Source organism: Isoptericola chiayiensis, from assembly GCF_013149805.1.
In the GTDB taxonomy this organism is placed as follows: domain Bacteria; phylum Actinomycetota; class Actinomycetes; order Actinomycetales; family Cellulomonadaceae; genus Isoptericola; species Isoptericola chiayiensis.
Genome location: NZ_JABEZT010000003.1, coordinates 353,311 through 378,826, shown reverse-complemented (window position 1 = coordinate 378,826; position 25,516 = coordinate 353,311). Strand labels below are relative to the sequence as shown.

The window sequence follows — 25,516 nt, the reverse complement described above, 5'->3', positions numbered from 1 at the left end:
CCTCGCGGCACCCGTTCGAAAGGACCCGCCATGCGCGCCCGCGCCCTGCCCGCCCTCGTCCTTCTCGGCCTCGGATCCCTGGTCCTGACCGCCTGCTCGGCCGACGCCGAGGCCGACGACGCCGTCGCGGCGTCGGACCCCGACGCGCCGATCACGTTCGCGACGACCCCGCTCGGGGACGACCCGGGCGCGGAGAACCCCATCGAGGCCTTCGCCGAGCTCGTCACCGCCGAGACCGGCCGCGAGGTCGAGATCGTCGACGTGCCCGACTACACCGCCGTCGTGGAGGCGCTGCGCAACCACCACGTCGACATCGGCTTCATGAGCGGCTTCCCGTCCGCGCTGGCGGTCAACACCGGCGAGGTCGACTCCCTGATCGCCTGGCCCGGCAACGACGACCCGGTCTCCACCTGCCTGGTGATGGACGACTCCGAGCTGCAGTCCCTGGAGGACGTCACCCCCGAGACGGTCGTCGCGTTCGCCGACCCGGCGTCGAGCTCCGGCTACTTCATGCCCACGGCCATGCTCCACGAGGCAGGCCTGGAGCAGGACGTCGACTACACGTCGATGTTCTCCGGCGGCCACGACATGTCGTTCATCGCGCTCGCCGAGGGCCAGGTGGACGTCGCCTGCACCTCGACGATCTTCCCGACGATGGCCGGGCAGGACAACCCGATGTTCCCGTTCGACGAGGGCGAGACCCGGTCCATCGGCGTCAGCGACTCGATGCCCGTCGCGGTCACCGTGCTCGCCGACCAGCAGCTCGCGGACGACAAGCGCGCCGACCTGCTCGAGGCGCTGCCGACCGTGTTCACCGAGGAGAACGCCGATCAGCTCGGCGCCATGCTCGAGGCGATGCAGGGCACCGAGCCGATCCTGGAGCCCGACGACGAGATCTTCCAGCCGTTCGTGGACATCGCCGCGATCGCCGACGTCGACATCTCGGACCTGGGCTGATGACCACGACGATCCACCGACCCGCGCGGACCACCGTGTCCGCGGGGCTCGCCGCTACCACCACGAGCGCGGCGTCGTCGGCCGACTCCCTCGTCACCGTCCGCGGGCTGCGCGTCGCCTACGGCGACGGACCCGTGGTGCTCGACGGCGTCGACCTCGACCTCGCCCCCGGCGAGACGGTCGCGCTGCTCGGCTCCTCGGGCTCCGGCAAGTCGACGCTCATGCGGGCGCTGACGGGCTTCGCGCCGGTCGTCGCGGGCAGCGTCGACGTCGCCGGCCACGACCTGACGCGGCTGCGCCGGGGCGAGCTGCGGCGCGTGCGTGCCGACGTCGGGCAGGTGTTCCAGCAGTTCAACCTGGTCGGGCGGCTGTCCGTGCTCACCAACGTGCTCACCGGCGCCCTGCACGACGCCGGTCCCCTGAACTGGGTGGGCGGGTTCGGCTCGGCGCACCGCCGGCGGGCGATGGCCCTGCTCGACCGCGTCGGCATCGCGCACAAGGCGAACGACCAGGCCCGCACCCTCTCCGGCGGGCAGCAGCAGCGCGTCGCGATCGCCCGCGCGCTGATGCAGCAGCCGCGGGTCGTCCTCGCCGACGAACCGGTCGCGTCCCTCGACCCCAGGATGTCGCACTCGGTACTCGAGCTGCTGCAGGAGATCGCCCGCGAGGACGGCATCCCCGTGCTGGTGAGCCTGCACGTGCTGCCGCTCGCGCTGGAGCACTCCGACCGCGTCGTCGGGCTGCGCCACGGCGAGGTCCTCGTCTCCGCCCCGACGGCGTCCCTGGACGCCGAGGCGCTCGCCGTCGTCTACGAGGGCGTCGAGGAGGAGACCGATGACCAGCACTGACACCCGCCCGCGCCCCGGTGGCGGGCACCGCGAGCACGCCGCCGAACCGTTGTCGACGGCGGAGCGGGACCGGCTGGAGCGGGCGTTCACCGTCCCCCGCGCCCGGTTCCTGCTGGGCGTGCCGGTCGCCCTGGCGATCCTGTACTGGTCCGCCGTGGGCGCCCAGTTCGACTTCGCGAAGCTCGGCGAGGGTGCAGCCAACATGGCCGAGTTCCTCACCCGCATGTTCCCGCCCACGTGGGACGAGCTCGACGTCATCGTCGACCAGCTCGTCGAGACGCTGCAGATGGCGATCGTCGGCACGGCCCTCGGCGCCGGGCTGTCGTTGTTCATGGCGTTCGGCGCCGCGTCGAACATCGCCCCGCGCTGGGTGTACTACCCGTGCCGCTGGACCATGAACGTCATCCGGTCCCTGCCGGACCTGGTGTTCGCCCTCATGTTCGTCTCCGCCGTCGGGCTCGGGCCGTTCGCCGGCATCCTCGCCATGACGATCGGCTCGGTCGGATCCATCGGCAAGGTGTTCGCCGAGGCCATGGAGGCCGTCGACACCGGCCCCGTGACCGCCATGCAGTCCGTCGGCGCCTCGAAGCGCCAGGTCGTGCAGTACGGGATCCTGCCGCAGGCCGGCCCGCTGCTCGTGTCCTACACGCTCCTGCTGTTCGAGGGCAACGTCCGCGGCGCCACCATCCTGGGGATGGTCGGCGCGGGCGGCATCGGCCTCGAGCTCACCACCGCCATGAAGATGTACGACTACGGGCACCTGTCCGCGATCGTCATCTGCATCATCGTGCTGGTCACGGTCATCGACCAGATCAGCGCCGTCATCCGGAGGAAGATCACGTGACCACGCTCGACACCACCCTGCCCGACTCCCCCACCGCCCCGCGGATCCCCCTGACCGCGCCGGTCAACCTGCGCGACCTCGGCGGAATCGCCGTCGACGGCGGCACGGTGCGCACCGGCGTCGCGCTGCGGGCCGACGACCTGTCCACCGCGGACCAGGACACCGTCGACGCGCTGGTGGCCGGCGGGCTGCGCGCCGTCGTCGACCTGCGCTCCGCCGACGAGGTCGCCGTCACCGGTCGCGGCCCGCTCGCCACGCGATCCGAGGTGACCTACCACCACGTGCCGTTCCTGGCCGACATCGGGGCCGCCTCCGGCGACCTCACCGGCACCGACGGCGCACCCGACCCGGCCGAGATGATGGACCAGTCCCGGTTCGGTGCGATGTACCTGCGGATGTTCGAGGGCGCCGCGGCGCAGATCGTGACCGCACTGGCCGTCGTCGCCCACTCCCCCGGGGCGGTCGCGTTCCACTGCGCGGCCGGGCAGGACCGCACCGGCGTCCTCGCCGCCGCCCTGCTGCTCGCCCTCGGCGCGGACGAGGCGGCGATCGTGGCGGACTACGCCCGAACGGGCGAGAGCTCCGCCGCGATCCAGGAGCGGCTCGCGCCGGTCATGGCACCGCTGCTGGCCCGGTTCGGGTTCGACCTCGACGACGCCGCCCGCGCCGCGCTGCGCACCGGGTTCTCCCGCGAGCCGATGCGCGAGCTGCTCGCCGCGCTGGCCGAGCGGCACGGCGACCCGCTCACCCCGCTGCGCGCTGCCGGGCTGACCGACGGCCTCGTGGCGCGGTTGCGCGAGCGTGCCCTGGTCGGCCCGGGGGCGGCGTGACGACCACGACCACCCGGCCTGCGCCGTCGGCCGGTGCCGTGCAGCGTCGCGGCACCGGGCGGCGGCCCGGTCGTCCCCGGTCCGCCGGGCACGACGAGAAGATCCTCGCCGCCGCCGTGGAGCTGCTGGAGCGCGGCCAGGACGTCACCGTGTCCCGCGTCGTCGAGGTCAGCGGGGTGTCGCGGGCCGCGATCTACCGGCGCTGGCCGTCGATGACGGACCTCGTCGCCGCCGCACTGGACGTGGGGCGCGAGCCGTACACCATCTCGCTCGAGGGCGACCTGCTCACGAACCTCCTGGCCGCCCTGTCCCCCGACACGAGGGCGGCCGGCCGGGACTACCCGGAACGGCGTTTCCGCCTGCGGCTGCGCCTGGCCCTGTCCGACCGGCGGCTCGCCCAGGCGTACTGGCGCTCCCACGTCGCCCGACGCCGGTCCGGGCTCGTCGCCGTGCTGCGCGAGGGCATCGCACGGGGCGAGCTGCGGGACGACCTGGACCTCGAGGCGAGCATGGACCTGATCACCGGGGTCTTCTACTACCAGTACGTGGTGCGCGGGGAGTCCCTCACCGACCCCGTGGTAGTCGACCGGTGCCGGGAAGCGGTGCGGACGGCCTGGCGAGGGATGACGCGGGGGACGACAGCACCGCGGACCTGAGGGGAGCCTCAACCCTCCCCCGACCATCTGTCGAGCAGAGACCCGGCTGCTTGCTAGATAGAAGTGTCGCCATTTGTTGGATAGAGAGGCGGCCGTCACTCCGGCGCCGGACGCATCGTGTCGCTCCAGATGCGCCCCCTGTCGTTCGCCGAACGCGCCGTCAGCACACCGACCGTCTCACTACGCGCCCTCCTGGACGGCCACCGTCCCGAGATCACCGGGGCGTCGGAGGTCGGACTGCCCCACTACGTCGACGAGATCCTCCGGTCGGGATTCCCCGGGATCCGGCACCTCCCGGAGACCGCCAGGCATGTCCAGCTCGACAGCTACCTGGCCCGGATCGTCGAGCGGGAGCTCCCGGAGAACGGCATCCGCGTCCGCCGCCCCGAGGCGCTGACCAGCTGGCTCGCCGCCTACGGTGCCGCCACGGCGACCGATGCCTCGTACAGCACGATCCTCGACGCGGCCACCACCGGCGGCGGCGACAAGCCCGCTCGGCAGACGGTCGACATCTACCGTGAGCACCTCTCGCGACTCTTCATCCTCGATCCGTTGCCCGCGTGGCTTCCGATGTTCGCACCCCTCAAGCGCCTGACCAGGACGCCCAAGCACCACCTGGTGGACCCGGCGCTCGCGGCGAGACTCGTGGGCGTCACACAGGACGGCCTGTTGCGCGGAGAAGGGGACCGTGTCACGGCTCGTGACGACACCGGCACCTGGCTCGGGGCCTTGTTCGAGTCGCTCGCCGTCCGTGTCGTGGTCACGACGGGACCGTACGCCTACCGGCGCCAGGACGGCGTCGCTGTCGTGCCGCTGGCGCTGCTCGGGCCGTAGCGCACGCGACAGGCGCTCACCGGGCGTGCTCGACGCAGCGGGTCGCCGCCGGCCGCGCCGCGAGCCGGGCCGCAGGGATCGCCCGACCGCAGACCTCGCACACGCCGTAGGTGCCGGCGACGACCCGGTCGAGTGCCGCGCGCAGCACCTCGCGCTCCGACTCGGCCTCCGCGAGCAGCGCGGCGGCCTGCTGACGCTCCCAGGCGAGCGTCGCCCCTTCGGGATCGTGCTCGTCGTCGACGTTCTCGCCCCGTACCGAGTCGACGATGCCCTCGACGAGCGCACGCTGCCGGGCGATCCGGTCCTCCACCATCGCGAGGCGCTCACGCAACGCGTCCTGCGGGTCCGGGGCTGCGCCGTCGGACACCTCAGAGCTCCCGGTGCGTCCACCGGCCGGCCACGAGCGTCCCCGCCACCGGCAGCTCCCGCAGCGCCTCGGCGAGCCCGACCGCCCCGGCCGGGGTGCCGTCGTCGGGCAGAGACAGCGGGTCGACGTCCAGCACCGCCAGGTCCGCGGACCCGCCCGGCCGCACCTGCGTGCCGTGCCCGTCGGTGGAGGCCGCGAGCGCCGTCGCGACATCGATGCGCTGCTCGGGGTGCCACGGGTCGCGGCCGTCGCGGCATCGGGTGACGGCCGAGGCGACGGCGTACCAGGGGTCGAGCGGGGCGACGGGCGCGTCGGAGCCGAGGGCGAGCGGCACCCCGGCGGCGTGCAGGTCGGCGAGCCGGAAGGCGCGGTCGGTGCGGCCGGCCCACAGCTCGTCGGAGGCGTCGCGGTCGTCCATGGCGTGCTCGGGCTGCACGCTGGCGGTGATGCCGAGCGCGGCGAACCGGGCGACGTCGTCGGGGTGCAGCAGCTGGGCGTGCTCGACGGACCCGCGGGCGCCGGAGGCGGCGAAGGCGTCCAGCGCGAGGGCGTTGGCGTGGTCGCCGATGGCGTGGATGGCGCAGCGCAGGCCGGCGTCGTGGGCGCGGGCCATGAGGGGCACGAGGTGGTCGGTGGCGACGTTGAGGATGCCGTGCGCGTCGGGGCCGTGGAACCCGACGTAGTCCTCGAAGCAGAACGCCGTGAGCGTGTTGAGGGAGCCGTCGGAGATGACCTTGAGCGGGCCCTGGGTGACGAGGTCCCGGTCGTGGCCGGTGAGGGGGTCGCCGTGCCGCAGCGCGGCGTCGACGACGGCGTCGAGGTGCTGCTCCCAGACGGCGGCCCGCACGCGCAGCCGGTCCCAGCCGTGGCCGGCGCGGCGCCGCCAGGAGGTGAGGTTGTCGGCGACCTCGAAGTCGACGACGCCGACCACGCCCCGGGCGGCCGCGGCGCGGGCGGCGTCGGCGACGAGCTCGTCGGTCTCGGCGTCGGTGGCGGTGACGATCGCGGGCGAGGCCGGCATCCACTCCTCCTCCCGCAGCAGCCCGGTGGGGTGGTGGTGGATGCCGAGGTAGCGCAGCCCGGCGGTGGACGCCCAGGCGGAGTGCAGGTCGCCGGAGAGCAGGATGACGGGGATCTCGCCGGCGACGGCGTCCAGCACGTCGGAGGTGGGTTCGTCGTCCCAGGTGGCCCAACGGAAGCCGAACCCGACGAACGGCCGCCCGGGTGCGGGGTGGCGGGCCGGGTCGGTCAGGGCGGCACCGACCAGGGCGGCGGCGTGCGCCGGGCCGGTGGCGTCCGAGACGTCGAGGCGGCGGCGCACCATCGCCCACTGCGTGAGGTGGGTGTGCGCGTCCCACAGACCCGGTACGAGGGTGCGGCCCTCGAGATCGATGCGCTCGGGGGTGCCCGACGGCGGCTCCGCGGCCGGCAGGTCCGCCCCGGCGGGGAGCACGGCGGCCACCCGGCCGGCGTCGAGCAGCACGTCGACCGGACGGTCGGGGCGCCCGGCGAGGCGGGCGTTCGCGAGGTGCAGGACGGTCACCCCGCACACGGTAATGGGTGGGGTCAGGCGCTGGTTGCCGCGAACGCCCGCAGCGCCTCGACGACGAGCGCATGGTCGTCACCCTGGGCGAGCCCCGAGACGGTGGCGACACCCACGATCCCTGCTCCGTCGACCCGGATCGGGAACGCGCCGCCGTGCGCTGCGTACTCCTGCAGGGGCAGCTGGTGGGCGTCGTTGAAGTCGCGGCCCGTCGCGGCCGCCCGCCGGCCCACCAGGTACGACGACGCCCCGAACCGGTACACGACGCGCACCTTGCGCTCCACCCAGGAGTCGTTGTCCGGCGTCGTGCCCTCGCGGGCCGCGTGGAACACCTGCTGGGTGCCCCGGCGGATGTCGATGGTGACGGGCAGGTCCCGGTCGGTCGCGAGCTCGACGAGCAGGCAGCCCAGCCGCCACGCGTCGTCGTGGGTGAACCGGGGCAGGACGAGCTCGCGCTCGACCTCCTCGATCTCGGCGACCAGGGCGGCGGCGTCCTCAGCAGTCATGGGGACAGCCTGGCACGTCGCGGGCCGCGGGCGGGTGTCGTCGCTCACACCGGGAATGCCGCGGCGCCCGCGCCCCGTTGCCGCCCGTGAGCATCGTGACCATCGATGCCATCCATCGATCCGGTCGATATGTCCGTCCGGATCGCCCACGCCTGCGGCACACACCGCCGTCGGGCACGCGCACCACACAGGAGAACCCTCATGCGACGCCCCCTGCTCGTCACCGCCACGGCCACCCTGACCGCGCTGGCGCTCGCGGCCTGCGGTTCGTCCGAAGACGGCGCGTCCGAGGGCAGCACCGCCGCCGAGGGCTCCGGTGACCTGAACCTCGTCGCGGACGGCACCCTGACCGTCGCCACCGAGGGCACCTACCGGCCGTTCACCTTCCATGACGAGACCGGTGAGCTGGTGGGCTACGACGTCGAGGTCGCCGAGGCCGTCGCCGAGGAGATGGGCCTCGAGATCGAGTTCGCCGAGACGCAGTGGGACGCGATCTTCGCCGGGCTGGACGCCGGCCGCTTCGACACCATCGCCAACCAGGTGTCCATGACCCCGGAGCGCCTCGAGGACTACAAGTTCTCCCAGCCGTATACCGTCTCCCGCGGCGCCGTCGTCGTGCCCGAGGGCGACACCTCGATCACGAGCTTCGACGACCTGGACGGCAAGACCGCCGCGCAGTCGCTGACCAGCAACTGGCGCACGCTCGCCGAGGAGTCCGGCGCGCAGATCGAGGCCGTCGAGGGCTGGGCCCAGTCCGTCGAGTTGCTCGGCACCGGCCGCGTGGACGCCACGATCAACGACACGCTGACCGTGCTCGACTACCAGGCCGAGCACCCGGACGCGCCGATCGAGATCGCCGCCGAGACCGAGGAGACCTCCGAGATGGGGTTCGTCGTCACCCCCGAGCGGGCGGCGCTGGCCGAGGCGATCGACGGCGCGCTGGACACCCTGCGTGAGGACGGCACGCTCGCCGAGCTCTCGCAGGAGTACTTCGGGGCCGACGTCACGAGCTGATGGACGTCCAGCTCTTCACCGACTCGTTCTGGCCGCTCGTCCGCGGCGGCCTGGTGGGGACGATCCCGCTCGCGCTCTCCTCGTTCGCGATCGGGCTCGTCCTCGCCCTCGGCGTCGCGATGCTGCGCCTCTCGGCCCACCCGGTGCTCGCGTGGGTGGGCCGGGCGTACGTCTCGGCCATCCGCGGCACGCCCCTGCTCGTGCAGCTCTTCGTCATCTTCTACGGGCTGCCGTCGCTCGGGCTCACCATCGACCCCTGGCCCAGCGCCGTCGTCGCGTTCTCCCTCAACGTCGGCGGGTACGCCGCCGAGGTGATCCGCGCCGCCATCCTCTCGGTGCCCACCGGCCAGTGGGAGGCCGGCTACGTCGTCGGGATGTCCCGCCGTCGGACGCTGCGCCGCATCATCCTGCCGCAGGCCGCCCGCGTGTCCGTGCCACCGCTGTCCAACACGTTCATCTCGCTGGTCAAGGACACCTCGCTCGCCTCGCTCATCCTGGTGACCGAGCTGTTCCGCGAGGCGCAGGAGATCGCCGCGTTCACCAACGACTTCCTGCTGATCTACACCGAGGCGGCGCTCGTGTACTGGATCTTCTGCACCGTGCTGTCGTTCGGCCAGACCCGCCTCGAGAGGAAGCTGGAGCAGTATGTCTGAGGCCCCGCTGCTGACCGCCACCGGCATCCACCTGTCCTTCGGCGAGAACCACGTGCTGCGCGGCGTCGACCTGTCCGTACGCCGCGGCGAGGTCGTCGCGCTCATCGGCCCGTCCGGGTCCGGCAAGACCACCCTGCTGCGCTCGCTGAACGGCCTCGCCACGCCCGACGCCGGCCGCATCGTGGTCGACGGCGGCCCCGGCGAGCACGTCGACCTCACCTTCGACGGCGGACCCCGACGTGCCTGGGGACGTGCCGGACGCCGGGCCCTCGCCGAGCGGGAGTCGCTGCGCGACCGGTCGGCGATGGTGTTCCAGCACCACCACCTGTTCCCGCACCTGACGGTGCTGCAGAACGTCGTCGAAGGACCGGTGCAGACGCGCGGCGTGCCGCGCGCCGAGGCCGAGTCCCGGGCGCTGGAGCTCCTGGACCGGGTGGGGCTCGCGGACAAGCGCGACGCCTACCCCCGCGAGCTGTCCGGCGGGCAGCAGCAGCGCGTCGGCATCGTGCGGGCGCTCGCCCTGCAGCCCGACCTGCTGCTCTTCGACGAGCCGACGTCGTCGCTGGACCCGGAGCTCGTCGGCGAGGTGCTGACCGTCATGAAGGAGCTCGCCGACGAGGGCTGGACGATGGTCGTGGTCACCCACGAGCTGGAGTTCGCCCGCGCCGTCGCCGACGAGGTGCTGTTCCTGGACGGCGGCGTGGTGGTCGAGCGGGGAGCGCCGGCGCAGATGTTCTCGGCGCCGCGCCGGGCGCGGACCCGGGAGTTCCTGCACCGGATCCTGCACCCGCTCGACTGAGGCGGAGGTGCGCGCAGGGTGGGGGCCGCAGCGGAGCAAGGCACCCGCCCGCAGCGGAACCGCAGCCTCAGACGAGGCCAGCACGACTGAGGCGTCGGGGCAGTGCGGATCCACCACCAGGATGCTGCGAATCCACCACCATCGGACTGCGAATTCACCGCGCAGATGGCGCGGATCCACCAGATCGCGCGCACCGTGGCGCTGTAAACAGCACCATCGAACGCCATGTGCGCGGACGCGCCCTCGAAGCACTGGACGACACCCGCGTCGTCGCCTGAGCCCGTCCCCCACTCGACGACCCTCTCGTCGCCCGTCGACGCCCGGATTGCCGATGTCGGCAATCCGGGCGACGGGGACTCCTCTGGCAGACTCGCGCCCATGGCGGACGTGACGGTGGTCGGGGCCGGGGTCATGGGGCTGACCTGCGCGGCCCGGCTCCTGGAGGCCGGGCACCGGGTCGAGGTGCTCGCCCGCGACCTGCCGCAGGACACCACCTCCGCGGTCTCGGCCGCCCTCTGGTACCCGTACCTCGCGTTCCCGCAGGACCGGGTCACCGCCTGGTCGGCCCGCACGTTCTCGACGTTCACGGACCTCGCCGCGACGGACCCCGGGGCCGGCGTCCGGATGCGTGCCGGCACCGAGGTCTTCACCGAGCGACCGGCCAACCCGTGGTGGCGCGACGCCGTCGGCGAGCTGACCCGCACGGCCGACGTGCCGCCGTCGTACACCGACGGCTGGACCTTCACCTCCCCCGTGATCGACATGCCCGTCTTCCTGGCGTGGCTCGCAGCACGCGTCGCGGCGCTCGGCGGCACCATCACCCAGCGCGACCTGACCGCGATGCCCGAGAGCGGCGTCGTGGTCAACACGACCGGCCTCGGCGCGCGTGACCTGATCGGCGACGAGACCGTGCACCCCGTGCGCGGGCAGGTGGTGGTGCTCGAGCAGTGGGGGCTGGACCGCTGGTGGCTCGACGCCGCCGGGCCGACCTACGTGGTGCCGCGCCTGGGTGAGGTGGTGGTCGGGGGTACCGACGACGACGGCGCGTGGGACCGCGAACCCTCGGCGGCGACGGCGGCGGACATCCTCGAGCGCGCCGCCCGGCTCGTACCCGAGGTGCGCGAGGCGCGGGTGCTGCGGCACGTCGTCGGGCTGCGTCCCGCTCGGCCGGAGGTGCGGCTCGAACGCGAGGGCCGCGTCGTGCACTGCTACGGGCACGGCGGCGCCGGGGTCACGCTCAGCTGGGGCTGCGCCGCGGAGGTCGTCGCGCTCGTCGGGGAGGCCCGGTGACCCGCCTCGTGCTGCTCCCCGGCCGGGACACCGGCGGCCTCGACCCCGAACGCCTCGAGGCCGCCTGGCTCGCCGCACTGAACACCGGGCTCGCCGAGGCCGGCTCGGCGCTGCGCCTCGCCGACGCCGACGCCGAGTTCGTGTTCTACGGCGACACGCTCGACGCCGTCGTCGGCAGGGACGAACCACCGCCGATCACCACCCACGGCCTGCCGGGGCTCAGCGAGGACGCCGCGCGGTTCGCGCTGTCGGTGGCGCGGCAGGTGCTCACCAGCGCGGGCGTCCCGACCGCCGAGCCCTCCGTCGCACCCGCGGCGCTCACCGGCGGGTCGCTGTGGGCAGCGCTGTCGGCGGCGCTCGCCGCAATCGACCGCTGGGTTCCCGACCTCAGCAGCGCGGTGCTGCTCCTGTTCGTCCGCGACGTGTACGTCTACCTGACCGACGCCGAGGCACGCGCCACGATCGACGCCGGTGTGGCCGCGGCGATCGCCGGGGACGGACCGGCCGTGATCGTCGCCCACTCGCTGGGGTCGGTCATCGCCTACGACGTGCTGCGGTCCACCACCCCGGGACTCGACGACGTGCCGTTGCTGGTCACCCTCGGCTCCCCGCTGGCCATCGCGGCGGTCCGCGACGCGGTCGAGGCGATCGCACCGTTGACGTGGCCGGCACCGGTCGAGCGCTGGGTGGCGCTGCGGGACCCCCGCGACCTGCTCACCCTGCGCGACCTCGACGCCGACGGGTTCCCGCTGCCCGGCCCGCTGACCATCGAGAACGCGGACGTGGTCAATCCGGTGCCGGGGCACCACGCCGCGGCGACGGTGCTGGACAACCGCCCTGCGGGCTACGCAGCCGTCCCCGAGGTCGGGCGACTGCTCGACGAAGCGCTGGCCCGGCCGTGAGGCCGTAGAAAACGCGCCCGGCGCGTGCGGGCCGTCGCACCGCACCTCCTCTTGTGGTGACGCGCGTCACGTGCCACGATGCTCTTGAAACGCTTCATTCTTCCTCGAGGTTCCTCGAGATCGGTTTGAAACGCTTCACAAAACGCCGATCGGTGTCAAGGAGGACACATGACCATCGACGCAATGGACCGGCAGGACGCCGGTCGCGGAACCCACCGGGACCGGAGGCGCCGACGGGCGCTGGTGCCGGTCGCCCTCACCGCGGCGCTCGTCGTCGCACCGCTCGCCGCCCAGGCAGCTCCGTGGGGCTCGTCCCCGAACGCGGCAAACGCCTCGTTCCCCGCCGAGTGCCCCTGGATGGACACCAGCCTCTCCGCGGGCGAGCGGGCCCAGGTCCTGCTCGACCACTCGAGCCTCGAGCAGAAGATGCGCTGGCTCGTGGAGCAGCCCGCCGTCGCACCGAACCAGACCGAATGGTCCGGGGGCGTCGTCTACCCCGAGCAGGTCCCCTGCACGCCGGACCTCACCTTCGCCAACGGGGCCCACGGCCTCTCGGCGACCGGGGGCACCGCCTTCCCCGTCCCGATCGCGGAGGCGGCGAGCTTCGACCCGACGCTCAGCACGGCCAAGGGCGCGATCGTCGCCGACGAGGCGCACCGTGGCGGGTACGGCGTCATCCTCGGCCCGGGCGTGGCCGGCGGGCGTACCCCGCTCTCGGGACGCACGTCCGAGTACTACGGCGAGGACCCGGTCCTCTCCGGCGTGCTGGCCGCCGCGAACATCCGCGGCCTCGAGGACACCAACCCCGAGAACAACGTCGTCGCGAACCTCAAGCACTACGTCGCCAACGAGCAGGAGCTCGACCGCGACCTCAGCTCCAGCAACATGGACGAGCGCACCATGCAGCAGATCTACGGGCTCGGGTTCGAGATCGCCACCCGCGAGGGCGACCCCGCCTCGATCATGTGCTCGTACAACCAGGTCAACGGGGTCTACGCCTGCGAGAACGAGGACCTGCTGACCGACGAGGTCGAGGACCGATGGGACTACGACGGATTCATCATGTCCGACTTCGGCTCGGTGCACTCCACCGCACCGTCGCTGGACGCCGGACTGGACATGGAGCTCAACCGGCCGATCTGGTACACGCCGGAGCGCCTGCACGCAGCCCTCGACGCCGGCGAGATCACCGAGGAGCAGATCGACACCGCGGCGTTCGAGGTCGTCCGTGCGTTCATCGAGACGGGACTGTTCGACAACGTCCCCGAGCGGGTATCCGACGACCTGATCACGGACGAGAGCCGGGCGCTGGCCCTCGAGATGGCCGAGAAGGGTTCGGTCCTGCTGAAGAACGACGCCGGCACCCTGCCGCTGGCGGACGGGGCGCTCGACGTCGCCGTGATCGGCCCGACCGCGTCCAACGAGCCCACCGACGGCATCAGCGCCGTGTCGGTCTGCTCGTCGTACCTGCCGTTCGGCGGGGGCGGCACCTCCGTCCCGTGCCCCGACCCCGTCGCACCGCTCGACGCGATCACCGAGCGGGTCGAGGCCGCGGGCGGCTCCGTCACCTTCGCGAACGGGTCCGACCTCGACGAGGTGAGCGACGCGGCCGCGGCTGCGGACGTCGCGATCGTCTTCGGCCACTACCGGATGGGCGAGTTCAGCGACATCGAGGACCTCCGCCTCGACGCCGGCGGTGACGAGCTCATCCAGACGGTCGCCGCGGCCGCCGACACCACCGTCGCGGTCACCCAGACGGGTTCCGCCGTCGAGATGCCGTGGATCGAGGACGTCGACGCCGTGCTGCACACCTGGTACGCGGGCCGCGAGATGGGTACGGCCATCAGCAACCTGCTCTGGGGTGACGTCAACCCCTCCGGCAAGCTGCCGATGACGTTCCCGGCGTCCCTCGCGGACACCCCCACCCAGACTCCCGAGCAGTACCCGGGCGTCTTCGCGGACGGCTCGACCGAACGGAACGACGAGGAGGAGATCCGCCAGGTCGAGTACTCCGAGGGCCTCCAGGTCGGCTACCGCTGGTACCAGGCTCAGGGCATCGAGCCGCTCTTCGCGTTCGGTCACGGCCTGTCGTACACGACGTTCGAGTACGACAAGGTGAAGGTCACCCCGCAGAAGGTCAAGGAGGGCCGTGACGTCCGCGTGCGGTTCCGGCTCACCAACACCGGTGACGTGGCGGGCACCGAGGTCGCTCAGGTGTACGTGACCCTGCCGGACGAGGCCGGCGAGCCGTTCCAGCGGCTCGTCGACTTCGAGCGGGTGCACCTGGAGCCGGGTGAGCACCGGAACGTGACCATCACCCTGTCGGAGGACGAGCTCGAGACCCGGCACCTGCTCGAGTACTTCGACGCCGGCTCCGACGACTGGGTGACGCCGTCCGGCACCTTCGAGGTCCGGGTGGGGGCCGCGTCCGACGACCTCTCCGAGCCGGTCGAGCTCACGGTGAAGGGCGACGACGCGGGCCCCGCGGAGTGGAAGCAGGGCAAGACGTACCGTGCCGGCGACCGCGTGACCTACGACGACCGGGTGTTCGAGGCGACCTGGTGGACGAAGCGCCAGACGCCGGGTGCCTCGCCGTGGGGCCCGTGGCAGGAGCTCGCCGAGACGTCCGAGGGGACCGCCGTGTGGACCGAGTCGCGGATCTTCACCCGCGGCGACGTCGTCGTGCACGACGGCGAGACCTACGAGGCGCAGTGGTGGAACCGCAACGCGGAGCCCGGAGCGTCACGCTGGGGGCCGTGGAAGAAGCTCGGCTGACGTCCGGGCACACCCGACGACGGCGGCCCGCCTCTCCTGCGAGGGGCGGGCCGCCGTCGTTCCACGACTGCTCCGTTCAGGGGGTGGACGCATCCTCGCGGAGCCTGTGCTCCACCACGTGGGTGCCGTGCCCGAGCTCGCGCCGCAGACCCGGCAGGTCGAGGACGGCCTCGGCTCCCGGCGGGACGACGGCGCGCACCGCCAGCACACCGTCGTCGAGCGTCCAGCCGATGCTCGCGGTGCCGTACGGCGTCTCGTGGCTCGCCGCCGCCGCCGTGATGCCCGGACCGGGACGCGGCGCGAACCGGATGCGACGGTAGGCCGGGGCGTCCGGGGCCAGCCCGGCGACGACCCGGTGCATCCAGTCGGCGACCGCACCGAGGGCGTAGTGGTTGAACGAGGTCATGTCACCCGGGTTCACCGAACCGTCGGGAAGCATGCTGTCCCACCGTTCCCACGTCGTGGTGGCGCCCATCGTGACGGCGTACAACCAGGACGGGCACTCCTTGGCGAGCAGCAGCAGGTACGCCTCGTCGAGGTGTCCCGAACCCGACAACGCGTCGGTCACGGCCGGCGTCCCCGCGAAACCGGTGTGGATCGTGCCACCCGACGCCCGCACGAGCGCTGCCAGGGAGTCCCCGATGCGGTCCCGGGTCTCCTCGTCGGGGCACAGGTCGAACGTCAGCGCGAGTGAGTACGACGTCTGCGTACGCGCTCCGGCGGGGGCGTGCTCGCCGAGGTAGGCGTCGGCGAAGGCCCGTGCCACCTCTGCCGCTAGCTCGGCGTAGCGCCGCGCGTCGTCGTCCTCGCCCAGCACCTCGGCCGTCCGGGCCAGGCGCCGCGCCGAGTGTGCGAGGTAAGCCGTCGCGACCAGCGAGGGGTCGGTCATCGCACGGGTCGGGTCCTCTGGCGGAGCCGTCGGGTCCAGCCAGTCCCCGAGCTGGAACCCGGTGTCCCACAGCAGGTCTCGACCCTCGGACCTGGCGATCCCCAACACCTGGTCGACCCACGCCCGCGCGCTCGGGTACTGCCGACGCAGCAGCTCGGCGTCGCCCGTGCGCTCGTAGAGCACCCATGGCACGAGCACCGCGGCGTCGCCCCAGACCGCTCCAGGGACGGTCGGGTCCCAGCCGGGGCCGGGGATGTACGGCACATACCACGGCACCGTGCCGTAGTGCGCCTGCTCCGCCGCCACGCTGTGCAGCCACTCGGACAGCACTCCGCCGACGTCGTACAGGAACGCCGCGCTCGGCGCGAAGACCTGGATGTCGCCCGTCCATCCGAGCCGCTCGTCCCGCTGCGGACAGTCGGTCGGCACGTCGACGAAGTTCGAGCGCATCGACCACACCACGTTCTCGTGCAACCGTTCGACGTCGGGGTCGGAGCAGGAGAAGTGGCCTCGTCGCGCCATGTCCGAGTGGTGCACACGGGACACGACCTCCGGCGGTGACCCCGCGGGCAGTCCGGAGATCTCCGCGTACCGGTACCCGTGCAGGGTGAACCGTGGCTCCCACTCCCGCTCCCCCGCACCGTCGAGCACCAGGACGTCGGTGGAGGTCGCCGCGCGCAGCGGGACGGTGCACAGCTCCCCGTCCTGGAGGATCTCGGCGTGCCGCAGCGTCACCCGCGTCCCGGCGGGCCCGTCCGCACGGATCCGCAGCCGGCCCGCGTGGTTCTGCCCGAAGTCGACCAGGTAGCGCCCCGGTTCCGGCTCGGACACCGAGAGCGGGGACAGCTCTTGGGTGCAGCGCACCGGTGGTCCGTCCGGGGCGGCCAGGAGCGACAGGTCGAGATCCGTCACCCGGACGGCCTGCCACCCGGTCGCGTCGAACCCGGGTGCGGACCAGCCCGGCTCCTCGAGCCGCGCGTCGTGGACCTCGCCCTCGTACAGCTGCGCCGAGAGCAGGGGCCCGGGAGCCGTGCGCCAGGAGCCGTCGGACCGCAGCACCACGGATCGACCCGCGGCCGTGACGACCTCGAGCTGGGCGAGCATGCCGACGTCGTCGCCGAAGATGTCCCACTCCCCGCCGTCGAACCCGAGGTGCCCCCGGTACCACCCGTCGGCCAACCAGGCTCCCAGCACGTTGGCCCCGGGGCGCAGATGATCGGTGACGTCGTAGGTGAGGTAGCGCAACCGGTGGCGGTAGCTGGTCCAGCCCGGAGCGAGCGCGTCGTCCCCGACCCGGGTCCCGTTGATCTCCGCCTCGAACAACCCGTGCGCGGTCACGTAGAGACGAGCCGCGCGAACGCCGTCGGGCACGGTGAACTCGCCCCGCAGCAGCGGGGGACGGCGGTCCGACGGCGCCACCCCGGAGTCGTCCGGTCCGACCAGCGCGGCCTCCCACTCCTGCGGACCGAGCAGTCCGACCTCCACGGAGGTCGGGTCGCTCCAGGCGCTCCAGCCACCACCGGCGGACCGGACGCGCACCTGCACCAGGACGGCCTCGCGGGAGCCGAGCGGTCGGGCCGGCCAGGGCACGAGCACCTGCGCGTCACCCTCGACCTGCTCGCCGAACTCCTCGGGAGTGCCGTCGGCCGCGGTGATCACGCCCCGCAGCTCGTATCCGGCCTGCCGGTAGCCCGCCGGAGCGTGCGGCAGCGTCCAGGACACCCGGGGCCGTGCCGCACCGATCCCCAGGGCACCGGGCTGGTGGTGCTCGAACCGGACGTTCTGGGGGGCGGGGACGGTCTCGTCGGTCACGTGATGCTCTCCTCGGGGTAGGTCAGTGTCCAGCGGCCGGGCCCCAGCTCGCCGTGCTCGGGATGCCGCAGCGCGCTGCCGGGCGGGACGTCGACGACGACGACGACCTCCGCGGCGGAGGTCTCGGCATCCACGACGAGGTCGCCCCCGGGCAACGGCACCACCGCACGTGCCCAGGTCAGGTCCCCGAGGCACGGGTCGAGCTCGAGGACGGCCCAGCCGTCCGCCAGGGGACGGACGCCCAGCACCAGCTCCGGCAGGAGGACGAGCGGGCCGGCCGACCAGCCGTGGCACAGGCTCTTGCCGAACGGGCGCCCGTACATATCCAGGGCGTCGGTGCCGTCGTCGGCGAAGTCCTCCCAGAAGGTCCGTGCCCCGGCGTCGAGCATCTCGCCCCACCAGGAGCGCAGCCGACGGACCGCCTCGTGGCGCTCGCCGGCCATCCCCAGCGCACGCAGCGCGAACGCGGTCATGAAGGGCGTCCCGGCGCGACCCGACTCACGGATCGCGACCCGCAGGCTCGTCGGGACGTTCTCGGTGAGGCCGGAGGCCACGGCGAGGAAGTCGGCGTACGGCGTCGCCGCAGGGCCCTCGGCGTCGAGGTAGTCGCGCCACGTCCCGGCCGAGTCCCGGGCCCGGTGCTCCAGCACGCTACGGAGTGCGTCCGCACGTCCTTGCCACCGCGCCGCCCCGCCGTGCCGCGCCGCCGTCAGGACCCGCGCGCCGGACGTCATGGCCCACCACCACAGGACCTGCAGGGCTGTCAGGTCGCGGTCGGGATCGATCTCGAGGCCCCAGTCCAGGAACACGTGGGTGATGAACTGGTCGGGCAGCAGCGCCGGGCGCAGGATGCCGTCCGGTCCGGCGTGCGCGGCCATGTCCTCCAGGAAGCGCTCGACCTGCCCGGCCAGGGCGTCGACGTCGTCGGTCGCGTCGAAGTGCCGCAGGTAGAAGCCGCACGCGATGACCCACCACAGGGAGTAGTCGGCGATGCCGTTGACGTAGCCGTGCCGTGGCTGGCCGAGCGCGACGAGCGTGTCGTGCGCGGCTCGCCGGTCCGCGAAGGCGAACGCGTTGGTCAGTGTGCTCAACGCCTGGTCGCCCATCCACGGCATGCGGTCTCGCTTGATCCCGTCGACGACCAGCTCCTGCAGGCACAGCCTCAGGGTGTACGCGCTCGTCGCCCAGATCTGGTTGAGACGCTCGTCGGAGCACAGGAACGCGCCGCGACGCGGTACCGGGTGCACACGGGCCTCGACCTCGACGTCGACCGGGCCTTCGGCCCGCACCGTCAGGTAGCGGAACCCGAGCAGGTGCCGCGTCGTCCACCGCCCGTCGGGCCGCAGCACGACGTCATGGCGCGCCTCGTGCTCCTCGCCGTCCGGCGTCGCGGCCTCCTCGCGCGACTCGCCCGTCGAGATCCGCGGGCGTGCGTCGCACACGATCACCGGGCGACCCAGCACAGGGGCCGGGAGCTCCAGCAGGCCGTCGGCCCACCGGCCCTGCACCGTCACGACGGGATCGCTCTCCCGGTGCGGCGGCCGGTCCGTAGCGCCGCGACGCAGCACGGCAGGCCGCCAGGAGCCGCCGGCCACGCGCACCTCGACCGCTCCCCGTGCGGGGGTGACGTCGTCGAGCAGGAGCGCCGGCGGTTCCCCGGGACGGGCCGCCACACGCTCCTGCCGGGCACCTGAGTCGTCGACCCAACGGAACTCCGCCGCGTCGACGACGTCGCCGAAGTTGTCCACGTAGTCGACGTACCGGTTGGCCTCGAACCCCCGCCGGACCAGGTCGTGCAGGCGCGCCAGCTCGAGCTGTCCCCACGGGTAGTACCAGGTGCCGGATGCGATGGCACCGCCCGGGGGCTCGTCGTCGAACGGGTCCGGGCCGGCAGCCTTGCTGTCCCGGACCGTCGCCTCGCGGACACGGTCCGCGGAGGGCAGGTCGTGGCGCACGTTCTTCTCCTGCTCTGGTGTGGAAGGGCGCACGACGCCCGGCCGGTGTCACACCGGCCGGGCGTCGCAGCCAGGTCAGGCCTCGCCCTGCTCCCAGGCGGAGTCCATGCCGGTCAGCACGTCGTCCGTGGTCATCGAGCCGTCGAAGACCCCCTGCATGCCGTCGAGCAGCGCGGTCTGCACGTCCGGGTTCGGCCAGAGCTGGTCCATGAACGGGTAGGTGCGTCCGCCGTCGAAGTACTCGCCGAGCGGGGCCAGCGCCGGGTCGAGCTCGAACTCGTCGTTCGGGATGCCCGGGAGCCCGGCGTTGATCTCGGCGAAGGCGTTCGTGCCTGCGGCGCTGGCGAGGAAGTCGAAGAACAGCAGCGCGTTCTCCTTGTTCTCCGCGTTGGCGTTCACGCCGTAGGTCCCCGAGGCGGCCGCCGCCATCTGGGTGGCCTCCGGGTCGTCAGAGGCCGGCACGGGGTGCAGGCTGAACGTCGTGCCCTCGGGCGCGACGTTGCCCAGCTCGGCCACGGCCCAGTTGCCGTTGATGATGCCGAGGGCGTCGCCCGCGGCGGCCGTCTGCAGCACGGTGTTGTAGTCCGTGCCGCCGACGCCGTCGTTGAAGCACCCGGCATCGACCATGGCCGTGTGCTGGGCCATGACGTCGGTCCATGCCGACCCGGCGAAGTGCGGGGCGGTGTACTCGGTCACGCCGCTGTCGAACTCCGGGTCCTCGGCGTAGACGAGCTCGGGAGCCATGGAGTACGGCACGAGCTGGCCGACCCACGAGTCCTGGGTGCCGTGCGCGAAGGCCACGATCCCGGCGTCCTGCGCCGTCTGGCACAGTTCGAGCACCTCGCTGAAGGTCGTCGGAGCCTCGGCACCGACCTCCTCCATCGCCTGGTCGTTGAAGATCGCGCCGATACCGCTGACCGTGACGGCCAGACCGTACAGACCGCCGTCGCGCTCCAGCACCGGACGCAGCCCCTCGGGGACGTCGCCCGCCCATTCCCGGCCGCTGAGATCCTCGAGCAGGCCGGCCGGCTGCAGCACCGAGATGGCCGCCGAGTTGCCGGCACCGGGCCAGATCTGGATGACGTCGGACGCCGTCCCGCCGGTGAGCTGCGTGCGCAACGTGGGCTGGTACTGGTCGACGTCCGCCCACGTCGTGGTGACCTCGATGTCGGGGTACTCCTCGGAGAACGCCGCGATCGAGGCCTCCAGCGCGTCCTTGTCGGAGTTCAGCGCGGAGATGGTCAGCGTGCCGCTGCCACCCGTCTCCTCGCCGGTGCCCTCCGCGCCGGACTCCGGCTCGGACTCGCCGCCGCTGCAGGCGGTGAGAACCAGGCCCAGCGCCGCAGCCGCGGCCGTCGTGGTGATGAGGTTCTTCTTCATGGGGTTCCCTTTCCGTGCGCCGCTCCGTCGCGGCATGGTGGTCCGATCGAGGTCGAGGGGGCGGCGGCGGGTCATGCCTTGAGCCCGCCGCTGAAGCCCTTGATGATGTGGCGCTGCATCGCGAAGTAGACGACGAGGACCGGGACCATGCCGATGAGCAGGCCGGCGAACACCACGTTGAAGTTCGACGAGTACTGCGCCACGAAGGTCGAGACGGCCAGCGGCATGGTCGCCGTCTCCGTCCCGGACAGGTAGAGCAGCGGGGTGAGGAAGTCGTTCCAGATGAACACGGCGTTGAGGATGATCACGGTGCCGGTGATGGCCCGCAGCAGGGGGAAGACGACCTGGCCGAACGCCCTGATCGGGCTGCACCCGTCGAGCATCGCCGCCTCCTCGTAGTCCGAGGGCAGCGCCCGCATGAACCCGGTGTAGAGGAAGATCGCGAACGGCATCTGCAGTCCCGCGTAGAACAGGACGAGCGACCAGAGGGAGCCCAGCAGGCCCAGGTCCCGGATCGTCGAGTACAGGGGGAGCATGCCGAGCTGGAACGGCAGCAGGAGACCCACCATCACGACGACGAACGTGACCTTGCTCCAGGCGCGCGTCACCCGGGCGAGGGTGTAGGCGGCGAGAGAACCGAAGACGACGACGATCGCGACGCTCAGGACCGTGACGAACGTGCTGTTCAGCAACGCTCGGCCGAGGCCCGCGTCCTCCCACGCCGTCCGGTAGTTCTCGAACGTCGGGTCCGTCGTCGGCGTCAGGATCGACTGCGTCGAGCTGCGGGAGCGCACCGACAGGTTCACCAGGATGTACAGCGGGAAGGCCACGACGAGCGTGGTCGCGAGCATGACCAGCTCGAGGCCGAAGGTCCGCGCGGTGTAGCGGCGCATCAGGAAGCCCTCCTCTCACCGCGGCGCAGGACCGCGTACTGGGCGAACGCGAAGACGGAGACGAGGATCGTCAGCACCACGGCCATCGCGATCGCGAAGGAGAACTGGCCCGAGTTGAACGCGTACCGGTAGATGAGGGTCGACAGGGTCTCGGTCGAGTTGGCCGGACCACCCCCGGTCGTGGCGTAGACCTGGTCGAAGAGCTTGATCCCGCCGATGATCGAGAGCATGAGGTTGATGGTCACGGCAGGGGCGAGCAGGGGGAGCTCGATCGAGAAGAAGCGTCGGACCGAGCGGGCCCCGTCCAGCTCGGCCGCCTCGTAGATCTCCTCCGGGATGCCCTGGAGCCCGGCGAGGAAGATGACCATCGAGTAGCCGGCGAACTGCCAGACCACGATCCCCACGATCATCCACATGGCGGTATCGGAGTCACCGAGCCAGGCACGCTGCCAGCTGTCGAGACCGACGGCGTCGAGCAAGGCGTTGACCGCACCGGTCGGGGCGAGCAGGTTGCGCCAGAGGTAGGCCACGACCAGCGGGGTCAGCACGGCCGGAGCGAAGAGGAAGACCCGCAGCAGGTTGCGCGACTTGATCCGCGTGTTGACCCCGAGCGCGAGCAGGAGCCCGATGCCGTTCTGCACGACGGTGACCGCGACGGCGATGACGACCGTGCGCACCACGGCGTCCCGGGCGATCTCCGTCTCCCAGATCCTGGCGAAGTTCTCGAACCCGACCCAGTTCCAGTCCGGCGTGAGCCCGTTCCAGTCGGTGAAGGCGAGGACGCTGCCCCGCAGGCTCGGGACGATCACGACGAAGACGTAGATCGACAGCGCGGGCAGGAGGAACCACCACGGTGCCCGCGAGCCCGTCAGGCCACGCCGGCGGCGCCGCGTGCGCTTCTGGCCCCCCGGGCCCTGAGCCGGCGGGGAGCCGGTGGCCCCACGGGTCCCGGGATCGCCTGTCACCCGGGGCGTGGAGGCCGGAAGAGGTTGCGTCATCGCTCCTGCTCCGAACGTCGTCGTCCCTACGACGGGAGCCGCACGACACGGAACTCCCGAGTTGGCCGACGGTGACGTCTACGCCCCGTCCGGCGAACTTTTTGAAGCGTTTCACAGGTAGGGTGGGGTGTCAACAAGTCGATGCCGAACCGTGATCCCCACATCGGCCGCGGACCGCGGCGCCGTACGGTGGTCTAGATTCAGGTCGACCTACGACCGACCGTCCGGAGGAGCTCACCGTGGAGGAGAGGCAGCCCAACGTGGCCGACGTCGCACGCGCGGCGGGCGTCTCGCTCGGCACGGTCTCCAACGTGCTCAACAACCCCGCGAAGGTCACGCCTCGCACACGGAGCAAGGTCGAGGCCGCGATCGCCGCGCTCGGCTTCGTACGGAACGGCACGGCGCGGTCGCTGGCGGCCGGGACGAGCCGGACGCTCGCATTCCTCGTCGAGGACCTGACGAACACGTTCTTCCTCGACCTGGCCAAGGGCGCGGAGGAGGCGGCGCAGGCCGCCAACCTCAACATCGTCCTGGCGAACGCCGACTCCCGGGAGGACAAGCAGCGGTCCTACCTCGACCTGTTCGAGGAGGAACGCGTCGCCGGCATCCTGCTCGCGCCGCGCCAGGACCTGCTCGACCAGGTCGCGCCGCTTCGATACCGCGGGGTGCGGGTCGTCGTTCTCAACGCCCACCCGCCCGGCGACGTGTGCAGCGTGGAGACGGACAACGTCCGCGGCGGGTACCTGGCGGCGCAGCACCTCATCGCGGGCGGGTGCCGCCGGCTCCTCTTCGCCGGGGCGCACCGGTTCCCGGCGGTCGTCGACCGGCTCCAGGGCACCCGCCGGGCGGTCGCCGAGACCGGCGGCGAGGTCACGCTCGAGGTGATGACCACCGACGGGGTCACCGCCGACGACGGCTACGAGGTCGCCACCGTGATCCACTCGCGCAGCGACCAGGACCGCCCCGACGGTGTGATCGCCGGCGCCGACCTCCTCGCTCTCGGACTCGTCCAGGCGACGCTCGTCCGCGGCCGACTGCGCGTCCCCGAGGACCTGTCGGTCATCGGCTACGACAACAACCGCGAAGCCTGGTCGAGCCTGGTGCCGCTGACCACCATGGACCAGGCCGGAGTCCAGATGGGACGTTCCGCGGCCGAGCTGATCATCGACGAGCTGCGCAACCCCCGTGAGCACGAGCACCGGCGGATCGTGATGGAACCGATACTGGTTCCCAAGTCCAGCACCCGGCCGCTCGTCGGGGACCCGGCTCCCCCGGCCACCCCGGCGCGTTGGCTGCCGGAGCACGCCCCTGGCCAGGCCTGACCGCCCCGAGGGCTACGCCGACCGCGAGGACCAGCCGGGCAGCAGCCGCTCGAGCGCGTCGACGAGGTCGATGGAGTCGCCGTCCTTGCCGCCCGCCCCGAGCACGAGCGGGGGCCGCTTCGGCTCGGGGTGCACGCCGCGGGCCCGGTCGAGCAGGCTCAGCGGGGCGGTGAGCACGTAGAAGTCGCCGTCGGTGGCGACGGCGGCCGTCCGGTCGGCCCGCAGGTACCACCCGTGCAGCGGCGTCCGGGCGGTCCCGCGCCCGCCGTAGCCCTTGACCTGCAGCGGCACGGTCGGCAGGTCCGCGGCGCGGGCGGCGACGACGAACCGTGCGAGCAGCTCCTCGGCCTGCCGGTGCTCGGCGTCCTGCCGGGCGGCCAGCCGGGCGGCGTGCTCGTGGGCGGCCTCGGTGCGCTGCCGGGCCCAGTCGTCGTTCATCCCGGCCAGTCTCACATGCCGCTCAAGCGACCCACCTGACCGCCCACCCTGACCGCGCGGTCGTACCTTCCGTCCCGCGGTCGTACACGGCGGGTACGACCGCGAGACGGAAGGTACGACCTCGCGGATCGAGAGGGGTGGCCCCGTCAGAGCTCGCGCTCGGCGTAGGCCACGAGCGCGTCACGCACGAACGTCGCCCCCTCGACCCCGCCGTAGTTCGCCGCGAACCGCTCGTCGGCGACGTACATCTCGGCGAGCCCGACGACGTACTCCTTCGGCGGGCGCCCGACGTCGGACCCGGGCGTCCCGGGGATCGACCCGAGCCACTCGGCGTGCCGGGCCGCGAGCGCCTGCCCCTCGTCGGACGTCGGGTCGACTCCGCGTGCGGCGGCTTCGGACCAGGCTCGGCCCAGCGCGTCGGCCCGGGCCTTCCAGGCGGACTGGCCCTCGGCGCCGAGCCCGCGCCACCAGGCATCGGACGCGGCGTAGGCGTCGGCTCCCCAGCGTTCGGTCACCTCCTCGCGGTACTGCGTGTGGTCGAATCCGTCCAGCATCTCCTCGGCCATGATCGGCCTCCTCTCGGTCAGTGCGGTGAGCGTGCGTCCCACCGAGGCGATCTGCCGGTCGATCCGGCGGCGCTCGTCGTGCAGGACGTCGAGATGGCGCCGCAGCGCGGTGGTCTCGTCGGTCTGTGCGTCCAGGACGTCGGCGATCTCGGCCAGGGGCAGCCCGAGGTCGCGCAGCAGCAGGATGCGTTGCAGGCGGCGGATCGCTCCGTCGTCGTAGTGGCGCAGCCCGCCGTGCCCGGTGCCCGACGGCGGCAGCAGGCCGATGCGGTCGTAGTGCCGCAGGGTGCGGCTCGAGACACCCGCGAGGCGGGCGACGTCCTGGATGGAACGGCTCATGGGATCGACGGTAGAGGTTGACGTTGCGTCAAGCGCAAGTCGGTCCGGCGATGCGGGGAATCATCCGCGGATGCGACGCATTGCATACCCCCATAGGGTATTACTG

Annotated in this window: 23 protein-coding genes; 13 read left to right on the top strand and 10 right to left on the bottom strand. The window is 72.4% G+C overall.

Annotation, left to right across the window (positions count from 1 at the left end; all coding sequences use genetic code 11):
- Positions 1 to 30: 30 nt before the first annotated feature.
- The 6 genes from phnD to HDG68_RS07995 all read left to right on the top strand — a co-directional run bounded on the left by phnD (position 31) and on the right by HDG68_RS07995 (position 4,969).
- Positions 31 to 957 (top strand): phosphate/phosphite/phosphonate ABC transporter substrate-binding protein, encoded by a 927-nt coding sequence (phnD, locus tag HDG68_RS08020; protein ID WP_172150927.1) that lies wholly within the window; start codon positions 31 to 33, stop codon positions 955 to 957.
- Entirely contained in the window at positions 957 to 1,805 is an 849-nt protein-coding gene (locus HDG68_RS08015) for a phosphonate ABC transporter ATP-binding protein (protein ID WP_172150926.1), read from the top strand. Before phnD ends, HDG68_RS08015 begins: the two co-directional genes overlap by 1 nt.
- Complete coding sequence (phnE, locus tag HDG68_RS08010; RefSeq protein WP_172150925.1) at positions 1,792 to 2,649, top strand: phosphonate ABC transporter, permease protein PhnE; 858 nt, start codon at positions 1,792 to 1,794, stop codon at positions 2,647 to 2,649. The genes HDG68_RS08015 and phnE overlap by 14 nt, the downstream gene beginning before the upstream one ends.
- A complete protein-coding gene (locus HDG68_RS08005; RefSeq protein ID WP_343037484.1) occupies positions 2,646 to 3,479 on the top strand; it encodes a tyrosine-protein phosphatase in 834 nt (277 codons plus the stop codon). Before phnE ends, HDG68_RS08005 begins: the two co-directional genes overlap by 4 nt.
- Entirely contained in the window at positions 3,476 to 4,135 is a 660-nt protein-coding gene (locus tag HDG68_RS08000; RefSeq protein ID WP_343037483.1) for a TetR/AcrR family transcriptional regulator, read from the top strand. Before HDG68_RS08005 ends, HDG68_RS08000 begins: the two co-directional genes overlap by 4 nt.
- 117 nt (positions 4,136 to 4,252) lie before the next feature.
- The gene (locus tag HDG68_RS07995; RefSeq protein ID WP_343037482.1) at positions 4,253 to 4,969 is read left to right on the top strand and encodes a DUF4143 domain-containing protein; all 717 of its coding nucleotides are present in this window, start codon (positions 4,253 to 4,255) and stop codon (positions 4,967 to 4,969) included.
- Between the two features lie 16 nt (positions 4,970 to 4,985).
- Here HDG68_RS07995 and HDG68_RS07990 read toward each other — a convergent pair whose 3' ends face one another.
- From HDG68_RS07990 to HDG68_RS07980, 3 genes are read right to left on the bottom strand one after another with little or no spacing between them, the layout of a single operon-like run.
- Positions 4,986 to 5,336 carry a TraR/DksA C4-type zinc finger protein gene (locus HDG68_RS07990; protein ID WP_343037481.1) on the bottom strand — a complete coding sequence of 117 codons (351 nt, stop codon included), beginning with the start codon at positions 5,334 to 5,336 and terminating at the stop codon, positions 4,986 to 4,988.
- A gap of 1 nt (position 5,337) precedes the next feature.
- Entirely contained in the window at positions 5,338 to 6,879 is a 1,542-nt protein-coding gene (locus HDG68_RS07985; RefSeq protein ID WP_172150924.1) for an amidohydrolase family protein, read from the bottom strand.
- 23 nt (positions 6,880 to 6,902) lie between these two features.
- Complete coding sequence (locus tag HDG68_RS07980; protein ID WP_172150923.1) at positions 6,903 to 7,385, bottom strand: heme-degrading domain-containing protein; 483 nt, start codon at positions 7,383 to 7,385, stop codon at positions 6,903 to 6,905.
- 201 nt (positions 7,386 to 7,586) lie between these two features.
- On the opposite strand from HDG68_RS07980, the gene HDG68_RS07975 reads away from it, so the two are divergent.
- The 6 genes from HDG68_RS07975 (at position 7,587) to HDG68_RS07950 (ending at position 14,818) form a co-directional block, all read left to right on the top strand.
- Positions 7,587 to 8,399, top strand: a complete 813-nt coding sequence (locus tag HDG68_RS07975; RefSeq protein WP_172150922.1) for an amino acid ABC transporter substrate-binding protein — start codon at positions 7,587 to 7,589, stop codon at positions 8,397 to 8,399.
- Positions 8,399 to 9,052, top strand: a complete 654-nt coding sequence (locus HDG68_RS07970) for an amino acid ABC transporter permease (RefSeq protein WP_172150921.1) — start codon at positions 8,399 to 8,401, stop codon at positions 9,050 to 9,052. Before HDG68_RS07975 ends, HDG68_RS07970 begins: the two co-directional genes overlap by 1 nt.
- Entirely contained in the window at positions 9,045 to 9,851 is an 807-nt protein-coding gene (locus HDG68_RS07965) for an amino acid ABC transporter ATP-binding protein (protein ID WP_172150920.1), read from the top strand. The genes HDG68_RS07970 and HDG68_RS07965 overlap by 8 nt, the downstream gene beginning before the upstream one ends.
- A gap of 378 nt (positions 9,852 to 10,229) precedes the next feature.
- Complete coding sequence (locus HDG68_RS07960) at positions 10,230 to 11,141, top strand: FAD-dependent oxidoreductase (RefSeq protein WP_172150919.1); 912 nt, start codon at positions 10,230 to 10,232, stop codon at positions 11,139 to 11,141.
- Positions 11,138 to 12,043, top strand: coding sequence for a hypothetical protein (locus tag HDG68_RS07955; protein ID WP_172150918.1), 906 nt, complete (start codon positions 11,138 to 11,140; stop codon positions 12,041 to 12,043). The genes HDG68_RS07960 and HDG68_RS07955 overlap by 4 nt, the downstream gene beginning before the upstream one ends.
- Before the next feature lie 168 nt (positions 12,044 to 12,211).
- On the top strand, positions 12,212 to 14,818 hold the full coding sequence (locus tag HDG68_RS07950) for a glycoside hydrolase family 3 C-terminal domain-containing protein (RefSeq protein ID WP_216648150.1): 2,607 nt from the start codon (positions 12,212 to 12,214) through the stop codon (positions 14,816 to 14,818).
- Between the two features lie 76 nt (positions 14,819 to 14,894).
- On the opposite strand, the gene HDG68_RS07945 is transcribed toward HDG68_RS07950, so the two are convergent.
- The 5 genes from HDG68_RS07945 to HDG68_RS07925 form a co-directional block, all read right to left on the bottom strand.
- Positions 14,895 to 17,519 carry a family 78 glycoside hydrolase catalytic domain gene (locus tag HDG68_RS07945; RefSeq protein ID WP_172150916.1) on the bottom strand — a complete coding sequence of 875 codons (2,625 nt, stop codon included), beginning with the start codon at positions 17,517 to 17,519 and terminating at the stop codon, positions 14,895 to 14,897.
- Entirely contained in the window at positions 17,516 to 19,474 is a 1,959-nt protein-coding gene (locus HDG68_RS17545) for an alpha-L-rhamnosidase-related protein (protein ID WP_172150914.1), read from the bottom strand. Before HDG68_RS17545 ends, HDG68_RS07945 begins: the two co-directional genes overlap by 4 nt.
- A gap of 75 nt (positions 19,475 to 19,549) precedes the next feature.
- Positions 19,550 to 20,854 (bottom strand): ABC transporter substrate-binding protein, encoded by a 1,305-nt coding sequence (locus HDG68_RS07935; protein WP_172150912.1) that lies wholly within the window; start codon positions 20,852 to 20,854, stop codon positions 19,550 to 19,552.
- A 71-nt stretch (positions 20,855 to 20,925) separates the two neighbouring features.
- Entirely contained in the window at positions 20,926 to 21,747 is an 822-nt protein-coding gene (locus HDG68_RS07930; RefSeq protein WP_172150911.1) for a carbohydrate ABC transporter permease, read from the bottom strand.
- A complete protein-coding gene (locus HDG68_RS07925; RefSeq protein ID WP_172150910.1) occupies positions 21,747 to 22,745 on the bottom strand; it encodes a carbohydrate ABC transporter permease in 999 nt (332 codons plus the stop codon). The genes HDG68_RS07930 and HDG68_RS07925 overlap by 1 nt, the downstream gene beginning before the upstream one ends.
- Positions 22,746 to 22,984: 239 nt before the next feature.
- Here HDG68_RS07925 and HDG68_RS07920 point away from each other — a divergent pair, with 239 nt between their 5' ends.
- On the top strand, positions 22,985 to 24,067 hold the full coding sequence (locus tag HDG68_RS07920) for a substrate-binding domain-containing protein (protein WP_172150909.1): 1,083 nt from the start codon (positions 22,985 to 22,987) through the stop codon (positions 24,065 to 24,067).
- A 12-nt stretch (positions 24,068 to 24,079) separates the two neighbouring features.
- Here the strand turns inward: HDG68_RS07920 and HDG68_RS07915 are convergent, their stop codons facing one another.
- Both HDG68_RS07915 and HDG68_RS07910 read right to left on the bottom strand, forming a co-directional pair.
- Positions 24,080 to 24,505, bottom strand: coding sequence for a hypothetical protein (locus tag HDG68_RS07915; RefSeq protein ID WP_172150908.1), 426 nt, complete (start codon positions 24,503 to 24,505; stop codon positions 24,080 to 24,082).
- Positions 24,506 to 24,651: 146 nt separating this feature from the next.
- On the bottom strand, positions 24,652 to 25,410 hold the full coding sequence (locus HDG68_RS07910; protein WP_172150907.1) for a MerR family transcriptional regulator: 759 nt from the start codon (positions 25,408 to 25,410) through the stop codon (positions 24,652 to 24,654).
- Positions 25,411 to 25,516 lie beyond the last annotated feature (106 nt).